Here is a 20,275-nt window from a genome sequence, read left to right as displayed (position 1 = left end):
ATGCGTATCTCCCTGAATTATGTCAGATGAGTCTCATCCTGCCGGGACGCCGCCGTAAACTCAACCCTTTCATTGTCAGGGAGAAGTCCACGCCAGCCAAACTGTGTCAGCACCTGCATCCAGGTTTCATCCAACCCGGCCTGAATTATCAACGGCTGTCCGGTGAAGGGGTGCGTCAGTTCAAGCCGACTGGCATGAAGCATCAGGCGACGACAGGCAAAATGCTCTGCGGCGCTGCGGTTTTGTCGCAAATCGCCATGCTTGCTGTCGCCGATGATAGGATGACGCAGATGCGCCAGATGACGACGAAGCTGGTGCTTGCGTCCCGTTTTTGGTTCCAGCTCAACCAGGCCATAACGCGTGGTGGGATAACGCCCGGTCGGCACCGCCATTTCGACCGTCGCCAGCCCGCGATACTGCGTTACAGCCGGCTGGGGCGCTTTATCTTCGCGGGCGAATTTATCGGCAATTTTATCGCGCTCTTCCACCAGCGGATAATCCAGTACCGCGTCATCTATCAGCCAGCCGCGCACAATGGCATGGTAGCGTTTACGGATGTGGTGCTGCTCGAACTGCTGCGCCAGACGGCGTCCCGCTTCGCTGGACAGCCCCATTAACAGTACGCCCGACGTGGGCCTGTCGAGACGGTGGGCGGTAAAAACATGCTGGCCGATTTGGTCGCGCACCGTTTGCATGACCACGACTTTTTCGTCGCGATCCAGCCAGCTCCGGTGAACAAGCCAGCCTGCGGGTTTATTCACGGCAACCAGCCACGGGTCTTGATAGAGGATCTCCAGCATCAGGATTTATCGCGGACGAATAGCGCATCCAGATCCTGCAAAACCGCCAGGATCGCCTCCCGCTGCGGATGATCCGCCGCCAGCGCCATTTCATAATAAGGGGCGACGGCAAACGCCTCGGGCAGCGGCTGCGCATTATCAAGTAGGGTATGCATACGTGGGATCAATACCCATTGCAGCCATTCCAGCGGTTCCATGGTATCCATAAAAAATGGTTGGGTGCTGGTAAACAAATGCGCCTGCGGCGCATCCAGCCGCCAGTGGCGATGCTCGCGCAGCAGCGTTTCAAGCGCATGTAACTGCTGACGCACACGGTCATGAGTCGTCATGTTAAAACCTCAATGATGAAAATCTGGCGCGAAGAATAACAAAAAAAGGGAGCACTGTATAAACAGTGCTCCCGGTTCGTTTCGCAGCATTCCAGCTACTTTTCGTGCTCCCTGCTCATCCGTGACAACTTTTCCTGTGACCTTACGGCCTGTTCATCCTGAACGTTTACATCCTGCGCACATCGCCCGATGTGATAGCTTCATCCTGAAGCGTCCCTGGTTATCCAGATCCGCCGAATATCCTGATCGGCTCTCGTTCTCCGTCCTGGAGGTGTCCTTTAACGCATCCTGCGCTTTCCACTTTGCTTCATCCTGAAGCCTTTCCTTGTAACACCATCCTGGCGTGTCCTGCTGAAGCGTCATCATCCTGACGTTCGCTTCGTTGTACGACTCCCTGTCGACGAAGATAGAATCGCCTGTTTCACCTTGTCTTACAAGACGCTTACAGACAATACCTTAAGTAAATTTTCATATGAAAGTGCGCAAAAACATTTTAATTAGTTGTTTTATATAGACTTACATAAGAAAACGGGGCTCAGTATCCGCTGATATCCTGGCGATCTCCTACAGACTTTGTAAGAGATCTCTCACACCCGTTAGGGCAAACGATTACAGAAGAGGATTAAGTTGCGTAAGGAATTCCGCAAGCGTTGCGGCAAGAACGGTACGATTGCGGGTGCCCAGCGTTTCTTTAATCACCTCGCCGGACAGATTACAGACCGAAATGACCTCAAGCTCATTTTCCTGCGTCGCAATAAAAAGCGTGGGAGGAAGCTTGAGCCGCTTTTGCGTGACCAGGTGGCCTATCAGATTTTCCTGCACGCGCCGAAAGTCATCCTGACTCCAGGTTTGCAGTAGCGTAAGCTTTTCATCCGCAAACTGCGCGGGCATGTCGCCAGCAAACTGCGTGGTGTAAAACGCGTGGAGCGCAGGTTGTACCATAATATCAAAGGCGCGTTCAACCGCGTTTACATTTTCTTCGCCTTCAAAAGGCTGCGGCTGCCAGTAAACGGCATCGCGGGTTGAAGAAATAATGCACGGAGAAGGTACGCCATACAGTTCTTCGCTCAACGGCCAGCTACCGTGTTTTTCTTGCCACGCGTCGCAGTAACGCGTCGTAAAGGCTTTCAATGCCTGCGCTGTCAGTTCGTCCACCAGTTTCTCTCTTCATAAAAGCCAGGATACACTTGACGCATAGTGTATCTGGTTTATGACGGTGAAACATGTCTTCTTATGAAAACCATCAGGCTCTCGATGGCCTGACTCTCGGAAAATCAACGGATTACCGGGACAATTATGACGCCAGCCTGCTGCAGGGCGTACCGCGCAGTTTGAATCGCGACCCGCTCGGATTAACAGCCGATAATTTGCCGTTCCACGGCGCGGATATCTGGACGTTGTATGAACTTTCCTGGCTTAACAGCCAGGGTCTTCCGCAGGTCGCCGTCGGACATGTCGAACTGGATTACACCAGCGTTAATTTAATCGAATCCAAAAGTTTTAAACTGTATCTGAACAGCTTTAACCAGACGCGCTTTGACACCTGGGAGACGGTGCGCCAGACGCTGGAGCGCGATCTGCGCGCCTGCGCGCAGGGCAACGTTAGCGTGAGGCTTCATCGTCTTGATGAGCTGGAAGGACAGCCTGTCGCCCATTTCCACGGCACCTGTATTGACGATCAGGATATCAGTATCGACAACTACCAGTTTACTACCGACTATCTGCAACATGCGGTCAGCGGCGAGAAGCAAGTAGAAGAAACGCTGGTCAGTCATCTGTTGAAATCCAACTGCCTGATCACCCACCAACCGGACTGGGGCTCGATACAAATTCAGTATCGCGGGCGCAAAATCGACAGGGAAAAACTGCTGCGTTATCTGGTCTCCTTCCGTCACCATAATGAATTTCACGAGCAGTGCGTAGAGCGTATTTTCAATGACATTCTGCGCTTCTGCCAGCCGGAAACGTTAAGCGTTTATGCACGCTATACCCGCCGCGGCGGGCTGGACATTAATCCCTGGCGCAGCAATACCGATTTTGTGCCCGCCACGGGCAGGCTGGCGCGTCAGTAATCTTTTTTGTCAATTTTGCGTGCCGGATTGCGCATGTAAGGTTGTGAAAGGTCATCAGCCAGGGCTATTGTAATCAACAGGGAATGGCGTGTTGCGTCCCATAAGGAGTTTACTTGATTACACATATTAGCCCGCTTGGCTCAATGGATATGTTGTCGCAACTGGAAGTGGACATGCTGAAACGCACGGCCAGTAGCGACCTGTATCAACTGTTTCGTAACTGTTCACTTGCCGTTCTTAACTCCGGCAGCCTGACCGACAACAGCAAAGAGCTGCTGTCCTGCTTTGAAAATTTCGATATTAACGTACTGCGCCGCGAGCGCGGCGTGAAGCTGGAATTGATTAATCCGCCTGAAGACGCCTTTGTTGACGGGCGGATTATTCGTGCGCTACAGGCTAACCTGTTCGCAGTGCTGCGCGACATTCTCTTTGTGAATGGGCAGATCCACAATGCCGGCCGTTTCCAGCATCTGGATCTTGAAAGCTCAACACATATCACCAATCTGGTGTTCTCCATTTTGCGCAACGCCCGGGCGCTGCACGTCGGCGAAGCGCCAAACATGGTGGTATGCTGGGGCGGCCACTCAATTAACGAAAACGAGTACCTGTATGCCCGTCGCGTCGGCACGCAGTTGGGATTACGCGAGCTGAACATCTGCACCGGCTGCGGCCCTGGGGCGATGGAAGCCCCCATGAAGGGCGCGGCGGTCGGTCACGCACAGCAGCGCTATAAAGACAGCCGCTTTATCGGCATGACTGAACCTTCCATTATTGCGGCTGAACCGCCTAACCCGCTGGTGAACGAACTGATCATCATGCCGGATATCGAAAAACGCCTGGAAGCGTTCGTCCGTATCGCACACGGTATCATCATCTTCCCGGGCGGCGTGGGTACGGCGGAAGAGCTGCTTTATTTGCTGGGGATTCTGATGAATCCAGCCAATAAAAATCAGGTGCTGCCGCTGATCCTGACCGGACCAAAAGAGAGCGCCGATTACTTCCGCGTGCTGGATGAGTTTATTACCCATACGCTGGGCGAAGCGGCCCGCCGTCATTACCGCATCATCATTGACGATGCGGCGGAGGTAGCGCGGCTGATGAAGAAAGCGATGCCGCAAGTGAAAGAGAATCGCCGCGATACTGGCGACGCCTATAGTTTTAACTGGTCGATGCGTATTGCACCGGATCTGCAGGTGCCGTTTGAGCCGTCGCATGAGAATATGGCCAACCTGAAACTGTACCCGGATCAGCCGGTTGAGATTCTGGCGGCGGATCTGCGGCGCGCCTTCTCCGGTATTGTCGCGGGGAACGTGAAGGAGGTCGGGATACGCGCCATTGAAGCTAATGGTCCGTATAAAATCCACGGCGATCGAGAGATGATGCGTCGCATGGACGATCTGCTGCAGGGATTCGTCGCGCAGCATCGTATGAAATTGCCGGGTTCCGCCTACATCCCCTGTTACGAGATCTGCGCTTAACGCTTATGCCCGGTTGCCGCCAGCAGCCGGGCGCTTCTCCCATTCCTTTCATTGCGGTATGGCGATTCACGTATGCCTTCATTTTTTATGATGATCATCAGAGGTATAGCCCGCATTGTTTTATAAACACCATTTATAATTTACCATAAATAGATTGCCAGGCAAACGTTTACCTGACTCCTCTTACCGTGATTTATCGGTTCAAACTCTCATTCTTCGCAAGAATCCACTAAAAACCTTGATTTTTATAGTCAAACCTCCGTATCTTGCGCCCCAATCTTTCCGGCCTTATATCGTTAATGGTAGCCTTCGCGCCCGGAAATTCGTTATGACGTTTTTTTAATAGATTAATGGTCCAAATTTATCCATGTAAGAAGCGGATTATTGCATTTGAGATCGGGATCACTGATAGATTCATCACTTAAATGTATCTTTCCGCCCGAAAATTATTACGGCGAAAAATTATATAAAAAGCGTCCCTAAGCAGATTTCATTTTACGATCAGGTCTTTTTTCATTGGATTAGACCAGCAACCTGATTTTTAGCATCCTCCAGGAGAAATAGATGAAAACCACTCAGACCAGCACGATTGCTTCGATTGACTCTCGAAGCGCATGGCGCAAAACGGATACCATGTGGATGCTGGGCCTTTACGGCACGGCAATCGGCGCGGGCGTTCTGTTCCTGCCGATCAACGCAGGCGTCGGCGGCATGATTCCGCTCATCATCATGGCGATTCTCGCTTTCCCGATGACCTTTTTCGCACACCGTGGTTTAACCCGCTTCGTGCTGTCCGGTAAAAACCCGGGTGAAGACATCACTGAAGTCGTTGAGGAACACTTCGGTATCGGCGCAGGTAAACTGATTACCCTGCTCTACTTCTTCGCGATTTACCCCATCCTGCTGGTTTACAGCGTGGCGATTACTAATACCGTGGAAAGCTTCCTGACCCACCAGTTAGCGATTAATCCGCCGCCGCGGGCGATTCTTTCCCTGATCCTGATTGTTGGCATGATGACCATCGTGCGCTTCGGCGAGCAAATGATCGTTAAGGCGATGAGTATCCTGGTATTCCCGTTCGTCGCTGCGCTGATGCTGCTGGCCTTGTACCTGATCCCGCAGTGGAACGGCGCGGCGCTGGAAACTCTGTCCTTTGATTCCGCCGCGTCTACCGGTAACGGTCTGTGGATGACGCTGTGGCTGGCGATTCCGGTGATGGTTTTCTCTTTCAACCACTCCCCGATCATCTCCTCCTTCGCGGTTGCGAAGCGTGAAGAGTACGGTGAAGGCGCTGAGAAGAAATGTTCTAAAATTCTGGCCTTCGCCCACATCATGATGGTGCTGACCGTGATGTTCTTCGTCTTCAGCTGCGTGCTGAGCCTGACGCCGGCAGATCTGGCAGCGGCAAAAGAGCAGAACATCTCTATTCTGTCTTACCTGGCGAACCACTTTAACGCGCCGATCATCGCCTGGATGGCGCCGATCATTGCGATGATTGCTATCACCAAATCCTTCCTCGGCCACTACCTGGGCGCGCGTGAAGGCTTTAACGGGATGGTGATTAAATCGCTGCGTGGTAAAGGTAAATCCATCGAAATCAACAAACTGAATAAAATTACCGCGCTGTTCATGCTGGTCACCACCTGGATTGTGGCGACGCTGAACCCCAGCATCCTGGGCATGATTGAAACCCTGGGCGGCCCGATCATCGCGATGATTCTGTTCCTGATGCCGATGTATGCCATCCAGAAAGTACCGGCAATGCGTAAGTACAGCGGTCATATCAGCAACGTATTCGTTGTGATTATGGGCCTGATTGCCATCTCCGCTATTTTCTACTCACTGTTCAGCTAAGTCCTTTAGCGCCGCTTACCGCGGCGCTTCTCTATGATACAACCGCAATGGATGCCCTATGATTAGCGTATTCGATATTTTTAAAATCGGCATTGGCCCTTCCAGTTCTCACACCGTCGGACCAATGAAAGCAGGCAAGCAGTTCACGGACGATCTGATTGCCCGCCATATTCTTACAGATGTCACCCGCGTCGTGGTGGATGTCTACGGCTCTCTGTCATTGACGGGTAAAGGCCACCACACTGATATCGCCATTATTATGGGCCTGGCGGGGAATCTGCCGGACACCGTCGATATCGACGCCATTCCGTCCTTTATCCAGGATGTGAACACCCATGGGCGTTTACTACTGGCCAATGGGCAGCATGAAGTCGAATTTCCGGTCGATAAGTGCATGAATTTCCACGCCGACAACCTGTCTCTGCATGAGAACGGGATGCGTATTACCGCGCTGGCGGGCAATAAAGTGCTCTACAGCCAAACCTACTACTCCATTGGCGGCGGCTTTATCGTCGATGAAGAGCACTTTGGTTTGACAAATAGCGAACCCGTTAACGTACCGTATCCTTATAAAACCGCCGCGGATTTACAGCGCCATTGCCAGGAGACGGGTCTGTCGCTCTCCGGTCTGATGATGCAAAACGAACTGGCTCTGCACAGTAAAGAAGCGCTGGAGCAGCACTTCGCCAAGGTCTGGGAGGTGATGCGCAGCGGTATTGAGCGCGGTATCACCACCGAGGGCGTATTGCCGGGCAAACTGCGCGTTCCGCGTCGCGCGGCGGCGCTGCGTCGGATGCTGGTCAGTCAGGATAAGACCACCACCGATCCGATGGCGGTCGTCGACTGGATCAATATGTTCGCGCTGGCGGTGAACGAAGAGAATGCCGCAGGCGGACGAGTAGTCACTGCCCCGACTAACGGCGCATGTGGTATTGTGCCGGCGGTGCTGGCGTACTATGACAAATTTATCCGCGAAGTAAATGCTAACTCACTTGCTCGCTATATGCTGGTCGCCAGCGCGATTGGCTCGCTGTATAAGATGAACGCCTCTATTTCCGGCGCCGAAGTGGGTTGTCAGGGAGAGGTCGGCGTGGCCTGTTCCATGGCGGCAGCGGGTCTGGCCGAGCTGCTGGGCGGTAGTCCGGCGCAGGTGTGTATCGCCGCAGAAATCGCCATGGAGCATAATCTGGGGCTAACTTGCGATCCGGTTGCCGGTCAGGTCCAGGTTCCCTGCATTGAGCGTAACGCGATTGCTTCAGTCAAAGCGGTCAACGCCGCGCGTATGGCGCTGCGCCGAACCAGCGAACCGCGCGTATGCCTCGATAAAGTGATTGAGACCATGTACGAAACCGGTAAAGACATGAACGCTAAGTACCGCGAAACTTCGCGCGGCGGCCTGGCGATGAAGATCGTTACCTGCGATTAATTCTCAGCACATTTTAGGATCTGTAGGCCGGATAAGGCGCTCGCCGCCATCCGGCTTTTGTTGCCTGATGGCGCTTCGCTTATCAGGTCTACGGATAGCGCGATTTCGCAATGCTCGCCTCCCCCCGCCGTGAATGTTACCCTACGCGCAGGTTTGTAAGGGAGAACACCGTGGCTGCTCATCTGCTTATCGTCGACGCGCTCAATTTGATTCGCCGTATTCACGCCGTTCAGGGATCGCCCTGTGTGGAAACCTGCCAACACGCGCTCGATCAATTGATTATCCACAGCCAGCCAACCCATGCCGTAGCGGTATTTGATGACGACGCGCGCAGCAGCGGCTGGCGTCATCAGCGTTTGCCGGACTACAAAGCAGGACGTCCGCCGATGCCTGACGATTTACATAATGAAATGCCCGCCCTACGCGCCGCGTTTGAACAGCGCGGCGTACGCTGTTGGGCATCAGACGGTAACGAAGCGGACGATCTGGCGGCGACGCTGGCGCTAAAAGTTACCGAAGCCGGACACCAGGCAACCATTGTGTCAACCGATAAAGGCTATTGCCAGTTGCTCTCTCCGGGATTGCGCATTCGCGACTACTTCCAGAAACGCTGGCTGGACGCGCCGTTTATTGAAAAAGAGTTTGGCGTACTCCCCCGGCAGTTGCCGGATTACTGGGGTCTGGCAGGAATCAGTAGTTCGAAAGTCCCCGGCGTTGCCGGTATCGGCCCTAAAAGCGCGACCCAGCTGTTGGTTCAGTTTCAAAATCTGGAGGGAATTTACGCCCATCTGGACGAGGTGCCGGAAAAGTGGCGCAAAAAGCTTGAGACGCATAAAGAAATGGCATTTCTTTGCCGCGATATTGCACGTCTGCAAACCGATTTACATATCGACGGAAACTTACAGCAGCTACGGCTGGTACGGTAGTTTTGTTGCCGGATGGCGGCGTGAACGCCTTATCCGGCCTACAGAACTGCACGAAATGTAGAGCGGATAAGCGCAGCGCCATCCGGCAAAATTACCAGGCGGTATGATACAGTTCGACAATGTCCGCCAGACTCGCTTCACGCGGATTGCCGCCCGTACAGACATCATCGAACGCCGCCTGCGCCAGCGCCGGGATATCCTCTTTTCGAACGCCGACATCACGCAAATGCAGCGGAATTCCCACATCGCGATTTAGCGTAAATACGGCTTCCACTGCGGCATTACGCGCCTCTTCAAGGCTCAATCCTTCTACCTTCACCCCCATCGCCCGGGCGATATCACGGAATTTCTCGTTGGTAGACCCGGCATTGAAACGCATCACATGCGGGAGCAAAATAGCATTCGCGACGCCGTGCGGCGTGTTGTAAAACGCGCCCAACGGATGCGCCATCCCATGCACCAGTCCCAGCCCCACATTGGAAAACCCCATCCCGGCAACGTATTGCCCCAGCGCCATCGCCTCACCGGCCTCTTTTTCTCCGGCTACGGCGCCGCGCAGCGCGCCAGCAATAATCTCAATGGCTTTGATATGTAATGCATCCGTCAGCGCCCATGCGGCCCGGGTAATATAGCCTTCAATAGCATGGGTTAGCGCATCCACGCCCGTTGCCGCTTTCAGCGCGGGCGGCATACCGTCCATCATATCGGCATCGATAAATGCCGCCTGCGGAATATCATGCGGATCGACACAAACGAATTTGCGCCGTTTCTCTTCATCGGTAATCACATAATTGATAGTGACTTCCGCCGCGGTTCCCGCCGTTGTCGGGATCGCCATAATCGGCACGCTGGGTTTACGGGTCGGCGATAGCCCTTCCAGACTGCGCACATCGGCAAATTCCGGATTGTTACTGATAATACCGACCGCTTTGCAGGTATCCTGCGGAGAACCGCCGCCAATGGCGATGAGATAGTCCGCGCCACTTTGGGTAAAGACCTTAAGCCCTTCCTGGACAACGGAAATCGTAGGATTAGGGATCACGCCCGCATAGATCTCCCACGCCAGCCCTGCGGCATCCATTCTGCTTGTAACCTTATCGACCACACCGCATTGCACCAGCGTTTTATCGGTAACAATCAGCGCCTTATGATAACCGCGGCGCGTCACCTCATCGGTTAATGCGTCCACCGCTCCCCGGCCAAACCATGCCGTTTCATTCAGAATCATTCTGTTCGCCATCGCCTGTCTCCTGACATCACTCTTCAATACGTAATCCGTAAGTTTTAAATTTCTCCAGTACGATAGCGATCGCCTCGTCATCCAGTACCGGTACCGGATCGACAATGGCCAGCGTACTTAAATAGAGCTGCGCCAGCACTTCCACTTCATGCGCCAGCCACAACGCTTTGTCTAAATTTTCTTCACAAGCGATAAGCCCGTGATGCTGTAACAGCGTCGCTTTACGATTTTTAAGCGCCACGGCAACATGGTCAGAAAGTTCGCGGGTGCCAAAAGTGGCGTAGGGCGCGCAGGGAATAGAGTTCCCCCCCGCGGCGGCAATCATGTAGTGAATCGCCGGAATCGGGCGATTCAGGATCGAGACTGCCGTACAATGGACAGCGTGGTTATGTACCACGGCATTGGCGTCAGGGCGCGTCTGGTATGCCGCCATATGAAAACGCCACTCGCTGGAAGGCAGCTTGCCCTGCTCATGCTGACCGTCTGCATCAATAAAGACAATGTGCGACTCTGTCAGCTTCTCGTAGGGGATCCCCGTCGGCGTAATCAGCATTCCGCCCTGATAACGTACGCTCACGTTACCTGCCGTCCCCTGATTTAACCCTAACCGCGTCATTTCCAGACAGGTATCAATAATCTGCCGAGCCAGTCTATTTCGTTCCATTATTTACCTCTCTCTGTGATTCAAAATGAGACAACAAAACCGCCTTTCGCATCACGCTGCTGTCCTGTTGAAATAATCGAATAGTTAGCAACTATCATCATACTGAATAAAGAGAAGGGAATTTAAATAACAATATTTTGTGATACACATCAATTAATTCGCCACGATAAACCAGACGACTGCCATTTCTCTCGCCGATAAATGCCCGCTCTTAATAATATTTTTCAAAACGGGCAAAGATGAAAAATAAGTTACCACTGACCGTTTTCGTAGCAATAATTTAATTCGGGCATTCAGCCTGTGGTTTTTTAAATTAAACATCTCAAACGGTCATTTTTTTATGAAAATTAAAGTGATGATAATCACAGAACGCTATGCTCTCAGGTATAAATGTGACCGCCATCATATTAAAAGGCCTTTTTTATTTGAAAATGACTCCATGAGTTCATTCCGGACGCCAATTTATTACCGGTAAGAAAAGCGAACTCACCTAATTTTACGGTCTGGTGACCAGAACCGACCGCACGCAAAAGCTTCTGAACCGATGAGGATGCTATGGGAAACACAACAATACAAACACAGAGTTTTCGTGCTGTGGATGCAGAGCAAAGCAAAAGCAAGCGCTACATTATTCCATTCGCCTTACTTTGCTCGCTATTTTTTCTGTGGGCCGTCGCCAATAATCTGAATGACATTTTATTACCGCAGTTTCAACAAGCTTTTACGCTAACTAACTTCCAGGCCGGACTTATTCAGTCAGCCTTTTATTTCGGTTATTTCGTCATTCCAATTCCCGCTGGGATTTTGATGAAAAAACTCAGTTATAAAGCAGGGATTATCACTGGACTTTTTTTGTATGCTTTTGGCGCCGCATTATTCTGGCCTGCCGCCGAGATAATGAATTACACATTATTTTTAATTGGCCTGTTTATCATCGCCGCCGGTTTAGGCTGCCTTGAAACTGCGGCCAATCCTTTTGTGACGGCATTAGGTCCAGAAAGCGGCGGACATTTCCGGCTTAATCTGGCGCAAACTTTTAACTCCTTTGGCGCTATTATCGCCGTTGTGTTTGGGCAAAGCCTTATTTTGTCTAACGTGCCGCATCAATCACAAGAAGCGCTTGATAAAATGACGCCGGATCAGCTTAGCGCCTATAAACACAGCCTGGTGTTATCGGTACAAACGCCATACATGATTATCGTCGCCATCGTATTAGTAGTTGCGCTGCTGATTATGCTGACCAAATTTCCGGCCCTGCAAAGTGACGATCATAGCGATGCTAAACAAAGCTCTTTCTTATCTTCTCTCTCCCGACTCATCCGTATCCGCCACTGGCGCTGGGCGGTGCTGGCGCAGTTCTGCTACGTGGGGGCGCAAACCGCCTGCTGGAGCTATCTGATCCGCTACGCCATTGAGGAGATCCCTGGAATGACGCCCGGTTTCGCCGCCAACTACCTGACCGGCACGATGGTGTGCTTCTTTATCGGCCGTTTCACCGGGACCTGGCTTATCAGCCGCTTCGCGCCGCATAAAGTGCTGGCCGCCTATGCCCTGCTTGCCATGCTCCTGTGTCTGATTTCCGCCTTTAGCGGCGGACATATCGGCCTGCTGGCGCTGACGTTGTGTAGCGCATTTATGTCAATCCAGTACCCAACCATCTTCTCGCTGGGTATCAAAAATCTGGGACAGGACACTAAGTACGGCTCGTCTTTTATCGTCATGACCATTATTGGCGGCGGTATTGTCACGCCAGTAATGGGCTTCGTTAGCGACGCCGCAGGCAAAATCCCGACCGCCGAACTGGTTCCGGCATTGTGCTTTGCCGTCATCTTCATTTTTGCCCGTTTCCGTTCACAAGCGGCGACAAACTGAACATTTATCCGAATAACGTGAGGAATCTGTCATGAAAAAAATCAGCTTACCGAAAATCGGTATCCGCCCGGTGATTGATGGACGTCGTATGGGCGTACGCGAGTCGCTCGAAGAGCAAACCATGAACATGGCGAAAGCGACGGCGGCGCTCATCACCGAGAAAATCCGCCACGCCTGTGGGGCACAGGTGGAGTGCGTCATTGCGGATACCTGTATTGCCGGAATGGCGGAATCCGCCGCCTGTGAAGAAAAATTCAGTAGCCAGAACGTGGGCGTGACCATTACCGTTACGCCGTGCTGGTGCTATGGCAGCGAAACCATTGATATGGACCCGATGCGTCCGAAAGCCATCTGGGGCTTTAACGGCACAGAGCGTCCCGGGGCGGTTTACCTTGCCGCGGCGCTGGCGGCGCACAGCCAAAAAGGCATTCCGGCGTTCTCCATTTATGGCCATGACGTGCAGGATGCCGACGATACCTCCATTCCTGCCGACGTCGAAGAAAAACTGCTGCGTTTTGCGCGGGCAGGGTTAGCGGTAGCCAGCATGAAAGGCAAAAGCTACCTCTCCGTCGGCGGCGTGTCGATGGGGATCGCGGGTTCCATTGTCGATCATAACTTCTTTGAATCCTGGCTGGGCATGAAGGTGCAAGCGGTAGATATGACCGAACTGCGCCGCCGTATCGATCAAAAAATTTATGATGAGGCCGAACTGGAGATGGCGCTGGCGTGGGCGGATAAAAACTTCCGCTACGGCGAAGATCAAAACGCCTCGCAGTATAAGCGCAATGAAGCCCAGAACCGCGCGGTGCTAAAAGAGAGCCTGCTGATGGCGATGTGTATTCGCGACATGATGCAGGGCAACAAGACGCTGGCGGACAAAGGGTTAGTTGAAGAATCGCTGGGCTACAACGCCATTGCCGCCGGCTTCCAGGGCCAGCGCCACTGGACCGATCAATACCCGAACGGCGATACCGCCGAAGCGCTGCTCAATAGCTCTTTTGACTGGAACGGCGTACGCGAACCGTTTGTCGTCGCCACCGAAAATGACAGTCTGAACGGAGTAGCGATGCTGTTTGGCCATCAACTCACCGGTACCGCGCAGATATTCGCCGACGTGCGAACTTACTGGTCGCCGGAAGCCGTAGAACGCGTCACCGGCCAGGCGCTCAGCGCCCTGGCGGAACACGGCATTATTCACCTGATTAACTCCGGTTCTGCCGCGCTGGACGGTGCCTGTAAACAGCGCGACAGCGAAGGCAAGCCGACCATGAAACCGCACTGGGAAATCAGCCAACAAGAGGCGGATGCGTGTCTGGCGGCCACTGAATGGTGCCCGGCAATTCACGAATACTTCCGCGGCGGCGGCTACTCATCCCGTTTTCTGACCGAAGGCGGCGTGCCATTCACCATGACCCGCGTGAATATCATCAAAGGCCTGGGACCAGTACTGCAAATCGCCGAGGGGTGGAGCGTCGAACTGCCGAAAGCGATGCACGATCAGCTTGATGCCCGCACCAACTCTACCTGGCCTACCACCTGGTTTGCGCCGCGTCTTATCGGCAAAGGTCCGTTTACCGATGTCTATTCGGTGATGGCGAACTGGGGCGCTAACCACGGCGTACTCACCATCGGTCATGTAGGGGCGGACTTTATTACTCTCGCCGCGATGCTGCGTATCCCGGTATGTATGCACAACGTGGAGGAGGCGAAGATCTACCGTCCTTCCGCCTGGGCGGCTCACGGTATGGATATCGAAGGCTAGGATTATCGCGCCTGCCAGAATTATGGCCCGCTGTATAAACGTTAATGCGGCTTAGCCCGGTGGCGCAGGCTTACCGGGCCTACGGGCGCGTGAACCGTAGGCCGGATAAGCGTAGCGCCATCAGGCGGCGTTTATGGAGTTATCTATGAAACAAGACGTTATCCTGGTTCTCGACTGCGGTGCGACTAACGTTCGGGCGATCGCCGTTGATCGCCAGGGGAAAATTGTCGCCCGCGCCTCAACCGCTAACGCCAGCGACATTGCCGCAGAAAATAGCGCCTGGCATCAGTGGTCGCTGGACGCCATCCTGCAACGTTTCGCCGACTGCTGCAGGTCACTCTCCAGCGCCCTGTCGGAGTGTGTTGTTCGCGGTATTACGGTGACTACTTTCGGCGTCGATGGCGCGCTGGTCGATGCGCAGGGTAAGCTGCTCTACCCGGTCATCAGTTGGAAATGCCCGCGAACCGCTGCCGTGATGGAAACGATTGAGCGCTTTATCTCGCCCCGGCAATTGCAGACGCTCTCCGGCGTCGGCGCGTTCAGCTTTAACACGCTGTATAAACTGGTCTGGCTTAAAGAGAATCATCCGCGCCTGCTGGAACAAGCTCACTGCTGGCTGTTTATCTCGTCGCTGATTAACCACCGTCTGACCGGAGAGTTTACGACCGATATCACTATGGCAGGCACCAGCCAGCTACTGGATATCCATCAGCGCGACTTTAGTCCGGAAATCCTGCAGGCGACGGGCCTGGCGCGCCGCCTGTTCCCGCGTATCGTGGAAGCGGGCGCCCCGATAGGCACGCTACAGACAGACGCGGCCAGGCTACTCGGTCTCCCGGCGGGTGTGCCAGTGATCTCTGCCGAACACGATACTCAGTTCGCGTTATTCGGCGCTGGCGCGCAGCAAGGTGAACCAGTGCTCTCCTCCGGAACATGGGAGATTCTGATGGTGCGCAGCGGTCAGGTGGATACCTCGCTGCTCAGTCAGTATCCGGGCTCGACCTGTGAACTGGACAGTCAGTCGGGGCTTTATAACCCCGGAATGCAGTGGCTGGCCTCCGGCGTACTCGAATGGGTACGAAAACTGCTGTGGACGCCGGAAACGCCATGGCAAACGCTGATCGACGAAGCGCGCGCTATTCCCGCTGGCGCGGAAGGCGTGCGGATGCAGTGCGATCTGCTCGCCTGTCAAAATGCAGGCTGGCAGGGCGTGACGCTCAATACCACCCGCGGCCATTTCTATCGCGCCGCGCTGGAAGGCCTGACGGCGCAACTTCAGCGTAATCTGCGCACGCTGGAGAAAATCGGCCATTTTAACGCCACAGAACTGTTACTGGTTGGCGGCGGCAGTCGCAACGCTTTGTGGAATCAAATTAAAGCGAATCAACTTGATATCCCTATCAAAGTGCTGGACGACGCGGAAACCACCGTGGCCGGCGCTGCCATGTTTGGCTGGTACGGCGTAGGCGAATTTAGTAGCCCGGAGCAGGCGCGTGCGCAGGTCAATTATCAGTATCGCTATTTCTGGCCGCAAACCGAACCTGAAATTATTGAGGGAGTATGAAATGCTAAAAACCATTTCACCGTTAATTTCCCCGACACTGCTCAAAGTGCTGGCCGAGATGGGCCACGGGGACGAAATCATTTTTTCTGACGCTCACTTTCCCGCGCATAGCCTGGGCCCGCAGGTGATTCGCGCCGATGGTCTTAGCGTCAGCGATCTACTGCGGGCAATCATTCCGCTCTTTGAGCTGGATAGCTACGCCCCGCCGCTGGTGATGATGGCCGCCGTAGAAGGCGACACGCTCGACCCCAGCGTTGAAGCGCGTTATCGCGATGCTTTGTCATTAGAAGCGCCGTGCCCGGATATCGTTCGTATCGACCGCTATGCGTTTTATGAGCGGGCGCAAAAAGCGTTTGCGATCGTTATCACAGGTGAGTGCGCGAAGTACGGAAATATTCTTTTAAAAAAAGGGGTAACGCCGTAATCTCTTGCCGGTGCGCCCGCATGACGCGGGCGTTCATCGAATGATGGGGTGAGAAAAATGAAAGCGGCACGCCAACAAGCGATAGTCGATCTGCTGATCAATCATAAAAGTCTGACCACCGAAGCGCTGGCCACCCGGCTTAACGTCAGTAAAGAGACCATCCGCCGCGATCTCAGTGAACTACAGACGCAGGGAAAAGTGCTGCGTAATCACGGACGAGCTAAATATATTCATCGTGAAAATCAGGACAGCGGCGATCCATTCCATATCCGCCTGAAAAGCCATTATGCGCATAAAGCCGATATTGCCCGTGAAGCGTTAGCGTGGATAGAAGAAGGAATGACGATTGCGCTGGATGCCAGTTCAACCTGCTGGTATCTGGCCCGCCAGTTGCCGGATATTCCCATTCAGGTTTTTACCAATAGCCATCCTATCTGTCAGGAGCTGGGAAAACGCGAACGCATTGCGCTGATAAGTTCCGGCGGCCAGCTTGAACGTAAATATGGCTGTTACGTTAATCCGTCGCTTATCTCACAGCTAAAATCGCTTGATATCGATCTGTTCATCTTTTCCTGCGAGGGGATCGACGGCGGCGGCGATCTGTGGGACTCCAATGCGATCAACGCCGATTTTAAATCTATCCTGCTCAGGCGCGCCTCGCAGTCTTTATTATTGATTGATAAAAGTAAATTTAATCGTTCAGGAGAGGCGCGCATCGGCCATCTGGATGATGTGACGCATATCGTTTCAGATGCGCCGCAGTCATAGGCCGGATAAGCGTGCGCCATCCGGCGCTGATGACGCGCCGGATGACGGCAGCGCGTTTTTATCGCTCGTCGCGACGTCCGCCAACAGCCGCCCACAACCGACGCACGTGTACCGTCACTTCTTCGCGATCGTGATAAAGCTGACGCGCCTGGATCTGCGCATTAACGCCATGCTCATCCAACTGCGCCTGAAGATACGCCAGGTTATGCGATACCTCTTCATAGCGTTTTTTCATCGGCAGTTTAAGGTTAAAAATCGTCTCCCGACACCAGCCGTTCACCAGCCACTGCGCCATTAACGCGGTGACTTTGGCCGGCTTCTCCACCATATCGCAGACCATCCATGAAATATTATTCCGGTTCGGACGGTACCTGAAGCCATCCTCACGCAACCAGGTCACCTGTCCGGTGTCCATCAGGCTTTGCGCCATCGGGCCGTTATCTACGGAGTAGACCCACATATTGCGCTTCACTAACTGGTACGTCCATCCGCCGGGACAGGCGCCCAAATCCACCGCGTACATGCCGTTTGCCAGACGTTCATCCCACTCATCTTCCGGGATGAAAACGTGGAGCGCCTCTTCCAGTTTCAGCGTTGAGCGGCTCGGCGCATCAGACGGAAACTTCAAACGCGGGATGCCCATATAAAACGGTGAATTGTTATGCGCGAACGAATAACCGGTATAGCAGCATCCTGGCGCGATAAAAAAGACATGAACGACCGGACGCTTCGGCGTTTCATAATTCGTCAATACGCCCGCATCACGCAAAGCCGCGCGCAGCGGCACCGTAAATTTGCGGCAGAACTTCATCAGTTCTTTACTTTCATTGGTGTCGGCGACTTCAACCCGCAGCTCGCCGCCCTTTTCCACTACGCCCTGCAACATGCCGACAATCGGCGTGATTCTGTCTTCCGGCGGTAAATGTTGCAGCAGTTCACCCACCACAAACCACTGGCGGGCGAAAATCAGCGAACTGAACGGCAGTTCTGAAATCAGCTTTTCGCCATCTTCCGGCTGGTAGCATTCATAAATGACATAGCCTGCGTTCTCTTTTACGCGTGCAAAACCAAATATTTCCCGTTTTCCCGCTTTATCGGTAATTTCTGCAGCGCACTCTTTTTCAAACCCCGGACGGCAGAGCAAGACAACTTTATTCATGGCTCGCGCCCTTACGTTTCATACGAATGGCGCCAATCAGCAATAGCGCCCAGCCCACCAGGAAACTGACGCCGCCGACAGGCGTGATATACGCCCACAGGCGCAGATGCGAAAGCGCAAGGCAGTACAGGCTGCCGCTAAACAGCACCGTGCCCAGCGCCAGAAAAACGCTGCTCCAGTAAAACCAGATGCTGATACGGCGCTGCATCGCCACCGCCAGGCCAAAGATCGCCAGCGTATGGAACGCCTGATATTGCAGGCCGGTCTGAATCCAGCCCATTTCAACCACGCCCAGGGTTTTACTCAAAACATGCGCCCCGAACGCGCCCAGAGCAACGTAAATAAAACCGCTGATAGCGGCGACAATCAGCATAAAACGGCTGGTCATGGTCATACCCTAAGTTAATTATTGTTCGTAACGAAAACGGAATTTTTCTTGCTCCGTCGCCGCCTTCGCCAAAATCCACTGACGGAAGGCGGCTATTTTACCCAGTTCTGCCTGGCTGTCATGACAAACCAGATAAAAAGCATTCTTACTCACCAGAACATCGTTAAATGGACACACCAGTCGCCCGGCTTCAATTTCCGACTGCGCCATAACATTATTCGCCAGCGCGATCCCCTGTCCGTGAATAGCCGCCTGTAGCACCATCGCGCTGTGGCTAAATATCGGCCCTTGCTGAACGTTAATATGGTTGAGCCCTAACTGACGAGTATAGGCCTGCCAGTCACGCCGGGAGGCATCGTGCAATAACGTATGTTTCGCCAGATCCTCCGGCGTTTTTAACGGTTTTTCGCCTGTGAGCAATAAAGGAGAACAGACGGGCAATAAATATTCTGCGTATAATTTTTCGACGCGCAAGCCCGGCCAGTTTCCCCGGCCATAAAAAATCGCGACATCGACATCGTCTGCCAGTTTATCTTCCTGACGATCAACGGCTTGTATCCGAACGTCAATTCCCGGATAAGCTGAGTTAAAGCTGGAGAGCCTGGGCACCAGCCACTGGATGGCAAAACTGGGCGGTAAACTCACCGTCAGCGCCCCTTTGGCACTGCGCGCCTGGAGCTTACGCGTTGCTTCCGTTAGCTGGGAAAATATCTCTTTAATATCAAGAAAATAGCTTTGGCCTTCTTCCGTCAGCAGCAGCGAACGATTGCGGCGGCGGAACAGTTTTAGCCCCAAAAAATCCTCAAGTGACTTAATTTGGTGGCTTACTGCGGCCTGCGTCACAAAAAGTTCTTCCGCTGCTCGCGTAAAACTCAAATGGCGCGCGGCAGCATCAAAAACGCGTAACGCATTTAAAGGAGGTAATCGTTTTGACATGGCCTCTGGACTTAATGTCGAATGAATTTAACAAATAGGTAACAATAGGTAACCTATTAGTTTTTTTAATCTGAGACATTATAAATTGTCCGTTGAGGTTCTACCAGCAAATACCTATAGTGGCGGCACTTCCTGAGCCGGAACGAAAAGTTTTATCGGAATGCGTGTTCTGATGGGCTTTTGGCTTACGGTTGTGATGTTGTGTTGTTGTGTTTGCAATTGGTCTGCGATTCAGACCACGGTAGCGAGACTACCCTTTTTCACTTCCTGTACATTTACCCTGTCTGTCCATAGTGATTAATGTAGCACCGCCATATTGCGGTGCTTTTTTTTGTATAACAAACGGTTAGTTTTCCAGAGCCACCATCTCTTTCACGTCAGTACGATTGATCTGCTGTTTGTTGCCATTAGCGTCTTTATACGAAATCATACCGGTATCGTTATCGGTCTGGGGTTTACCGTCGGTCACAATGCTACGTCCATCATTGGTGTGCATAACGTAATTAGGACCGGAACAGGCGCTCAGGGCAAAAGTCAGCATACATGCAGAGATAATTGCGGCAGTCTTTTTCATCTTCTTCTCCTTAAAGCTGTTTGTGCTATTTAAAGCGGA

The 20,275-nt window shown here is 53.1% G+C and carries 19 protein-coding genes; 10 read left to right on the top strand and 9 right to left on the bottom strand.

Annotated elements, in window-relative coordinates; all coding sequences use genetic code 11:
• Positions 1 to 17: 17 nt before the first annotated feature.
• From truC to syd, 3 genes are all read right to left on the bottom strand, one after another.
• Entirely contained in the window at positions 18 to 800 is a 783-nt protein-coding gene (gene truC / locus AAYN39_RS11900) for a tRNA pseudouridine(65) synthase TruC (RefSeq protein ID WP_000890022.1), read from the bottom strand.
• Positions 800 to 1,129 (bottom strand): YqcC family protein, encoded by a 330-nt coding sequence (locus AAYN39_RS11895; protein ID WP_000207010.1) that lies wholly within the window; start codon positions 1,127 to 1,129, stop codon positions 800 to 802. Before AAYN39_RS11895 ends, truC begins: the two co-directional genes overlap by 1 nt.
• A 609-nt stretch (positions 1,130 to 1,738) precedes the next feature.
• Positions 1,739 to 2,284, bottom strand: coding sequence for a SecY-interacting protein (gene syd / locus AAYN39_RS11890; RefSeq protein WP_000343990.1), 546 nt, complete (start codon positions 2,282 to 2,284; stop codon positions 1,739 to 1,741).
• 68 nt (positions 2,285 to 2,352) lie between these two features.
• On the opposite strand from syd, the gene queF reads away from it, so the two are divergent.
• From queF to xni, 5 genes are all read left to right on the top strand, one after another.
• Positions 2,353 to 3,201: an NADPH-dependent 7-cyano-7-deazaguanine reductase QueF gene (gene queF, locus AAYN39_RS11885; RefSeq protein WP_000100463.1), complete on the top strand. Its 849-nt coding sequence runs from the start codon at positions 2,353 to 2,355 to the stop codon at positions 3,199 to 3,201.
• A 113-nt stretch (positions 3,202 to 3,314) separates the two neighbouring features.
• Positions 3,315 to 4,679 (top strand): nucleotide 5'-monophosphate nucleosidase PpnN, encoded by a 1,365-nt coding sequence (gene ppnN, locus AAYN39_RS11880; protein WP_000627966.1) that lies wholly within the window; start codon positions 3,315 to 3,317, stop codon positions 4,677 to 4,679.
• 564 nt (positions 4,680 to 5,243) lie between these two features.
• The gene (gene sdaC / locus AAYN39_RS11875; RefSeq protein WP_000859030.1) at positions 5,244 to 6,533 is read left to right on the top strand and encodes an HAAAP family serine/threonine permease SdaC; all 1,290 of its coding nucleotides are present in this window, start codon (positions 5,244 to 5,246) and stop codon (positions 6,531 to 6,533) included.
• A gap of 58 nt (positions 6,534 to 6,591) precedes the next feature.
• Positions 6,592 to 7,959 carry an L-serine ammonia-lyase II gene (gene sdaB / locus AAYN39_RS11870; protein ID WP_000626388.1) on the top strand — a complete coding sequence of 456 codons (1,368 nt, stop codon included), beginning with the start codon at positions 6,592 to 6,594 and terminating at the stop codon, positions 7,957 to 7,959.
• Positions 7,960 to 8,129: 170 nt separating this feature from the next.
• Positions 8,130 to 8,885, top strand: coding sequence for a flap endonuclease Xni (xni, locus tag AAYN39_RS11865; RefSeq protein ID WP_001532501.1), 756 nt, complete (start codon positions 8,130 to 8,132; stop codon positions 8,883 to 8,885).
• A gap of 91 nt (positions 8,886 to 8,976) precedes the next feature.
• Here the strand turns inward: xni and fucO are convergent, their stop codons facing one another.
• Positions 8,977 to 10,125, bottom strand: a complete 1,149-nt coding sequence (gene fucO / locus AAYN39_RS11860; protein ID WP_000013573.1) for a lactaldehyde reductase — start codon at positions 10,123 to 10,125, stop codon at positions 8,977 to 8,979.
• Positions 10,126 to 10,141: 16 nt separating this feature from the next.
• The gene (gene fucA, locus AAYN39_RS11855; RefSeq protein ID WP_000440828.1) at positions 10,142 to 10,789 is read right to left on the bottom strand and encodes an L-fuculose-phosphate aldolase; all 648 of its coding nucleotides are present in this window, start codon (positions 10,787 to 10,789) and stop codon (positions 10,142 to 10,144) included.
• Positions 10,790 to 11,344: 555 nt separating this feature from the next.
• Here fucA and fucP point away from each other — a divergent pair.
• From fucP to fucR, 5 genes are all read left to right on the top strand, one after another.
• Positions 11,345 to 12,661, top strand: coding sequence for an L-fucose:H+ symporter permease (gene fucP / locus AAYN39_RS11850; protein WP_000528619.1), 1,317 nt, complete (start codon positions 11,345 to 11,347; stop codon positions 12,659 to 12,661).
• Positions 12,662 to 12,692: 31 nt separating this feature from the next.
• Positions 12,693 to 14,423, top strand: a complete 1,731-nt coding sequence (fucI, locus tag AAYN39_RS11845) for an L-fucose isomerase (RefSeq protein WP_000724125.1) — start codon at positions 12,693 to 12,695, stop codon at positions 14,421 to 14,423.
• A gap of 145 nt (positions 14,424 to 14,568) precedes the next feature.
• Complete coding sequence (gene fucK / locus AAYN39_RS11840; RefSeq protein WP_001763972.1) at positions 14,569 to 15,987, top strand: L-fuculokinase; 1,419 nt, start codon at positions 14,569 to 14,571, stop codon at positions 15,985 to 15,987.
• A 1-nt stretch (position 15,988) separates the two neighbouring features.
• Entirely contained in the window at positions 15,989 to 16,411 is a 423-nt protein-coding gene (gene fucU / locus AAYN39_RS11835) for an L-fucose mutarotase (protein WP_000920848.1), read from the top strand.
• 57 nt (positions 16,412 to 16,468) lie between these two features.
• A complete protein-coding gene (fucR, locus tag AAYN39_RS11830) occupies positions 16,469 to 17,179 on the top strand; it encodes an L-fucose operon activator (protein ID WP_000642330.1) in 711 nt (236 codons plus the stop codon).
• 58 nt (positions 17,180 to 17,237) lie between these two features.
• Here the strand turns inward: fucR and rlmM are convergent, their stop codons facing one another.
• The 4 genes from rlmM to AAYN39_RS11810 form a co-directional block, all read right to left on the bottom strand.
• On the bottom strand, positions 17,238 to 18,338 hold the full coding sequence (gene rlmM, locus AAYN39_RS11825) for a 23S rRNA (cytidine(2498)-2'-O)-methyltransferase RlmM (protein WP_001045494.1): 1,101 nt from the start codon (positions 18,336 to 18,338) through the stop codon (positions 17,238 to 17,240).
• A complete protein-coding gene (locus tag AAYN39_RS11820) occupies positions 18,331 to 18,726 on the bottom strand; it encodes a DUF423 domain-containing protein (protein WP_000203913.1) in 396 nt (131 codons plus the stop codon). Before AAYN39_RS11820 ends, rlmM begins: the two co-directional genes overlap by 8 nt.
• A gap of 18 nt (positions 18,727 to 18,744) precedes the next feature.
• On the bottom strand, positions 18,745 to 19,662 hold the full coding sequence (gene gcvA, locus AAYN39_RS11815; RefSeq protein WP_000044409.1) for a glycine cleavage system transcriptional regulator GcvA: 918 nt from the start codon (positions 19,660 to 19,662) through the stop codon (positions 18,745 to 18,747).
• A 346-nt stretch (positions 19,663 to 20,008) separates the two neighbouring features.
• On the bottom strand, positions 20,009 to 20,236 hold the full coding sequence (locus tag AAYN39_RS11810; RefSeq protein WP_000750393.1) for a YgdI/YgdR family lipoprotein: 228 nt from the start codon (positions 20,234 to 20,236) through the stop codon (positions 20,009 to 20,011).
• Positions 20,237 to 20,275 lie beyond the last annotated feature (39 nt).

The sequence above is a fragment of the Salmonella sp. K21076 genome, from assembly GCF_039650795.1.
GTDB lineage: Bacteria > Pseudomonadota > Gammaproteobacteria > Enterobacterales > Enterobacteriaceae > Salmonella > Salmonella enterica.
This window is presented reverse-complemented; position numbering and strand designations above follow the sequence as displayed.

Coding starts and splice junctions, on each gene's coding strand:
- truC (WP_000890022.1), bottom strand. CDS start 800: ATGCTGGAGATCCTCTATCAAGACCCGTGGCTGGTTGCCGTGAATAAA.
- sdaC (WP_000859030.1), top strand. CDS start 5,244: ATGAAAACCACTCAGACCAGCACGATTGCTTCGATTGACTCTCGAAGC.
- AAYN39_RS11820 (WP_000203913.1), bottom strand. CDS start 18,726: ATGACCAGCCGTTTTATGCTGATTGTCGCCGCTATCAGCGGTTTTATT.
- fucK (WP_001763972.1), top strand. CDS start 14,569: ATGAAACAAGACGTTATCCTGGTTCTCGACTGCGGTGCGACTAACGTT.
- gcvA (WP_000044409.1), bottom strand. CDS start 19,662: ATGTCAAAACGATTACCTCCTTTAAATGCGTTACGCGTTTTTGATGCT.
- AAYN39_RS11895 (WP_000207010.1), bottom strand. CDS start 1,129: ATGACGACTCATGACCGTGTGCGTCAGCAGTTACATGCGCTTGAAACG.
- fucI (WP_000724125.1), top strand. CDS start 12,693: ATGAAAAAAATCAGCTTACCGAAAATCGGTATCCGCCCGGTGATTGAT.
- fucR (WP_000642330.1), top strand. CDS start 16,469: ATGAAAGCGGCACGCCAACAAGCGATAGTCGATCTGCTGATCAATCAT.
- fucU (WP_000920848.1), top strand. CDS start 15,989: ATGCTAAAAACCATTTCACCGTTAATTTCCCCGACACTGCTCAAAGTG.
- fucA (WP_000440828.1), bottom strand. CDS start 10,789: ATGGAACGAAATAGACTGGCTCGGCAGATTATTGATACCTGTCTGGAA.
- AAYN39_RS11810 (WP_000750393.1), bottom strand. CDS start 20,236: ATGAAAAAGACTGCCGCAATTATCTCTGCATGTATGCTGACTTTTGCC.
- sdaB (WP_000626388.1), top strand. CDS start 6,592: ATGATTAGCGTATTCGATATTTTTAAAATCGGCATTGGCCCTTCCAGT.
- fucP (WP_000528619.1), top strand. CDS start 11,345: ATGGGAAACACAACAATACAAACACAGAGTTTTCGTGCTGTGGATGCA.
- fucO (WP_000013573.1), bottom strand. CDS start 10,125: ATGGCGAACAGAATGATTCTGAATGAAACGGCATGGTTTGGCCGGGGA.
- rlmM (WP_001045494.1), bottom strand. CDS start 18,338: ATGAATAAAGTTGTCTTGCTCTGCCGTCCGGGGTTTGAAAAAGAGTGC.
- queF (WP_000100463.1), top strand. CDS start 2,353: ATGTCTTCTTATGAAAACCATCAGGCTCTCGATGGCCTGACTCTCGGA.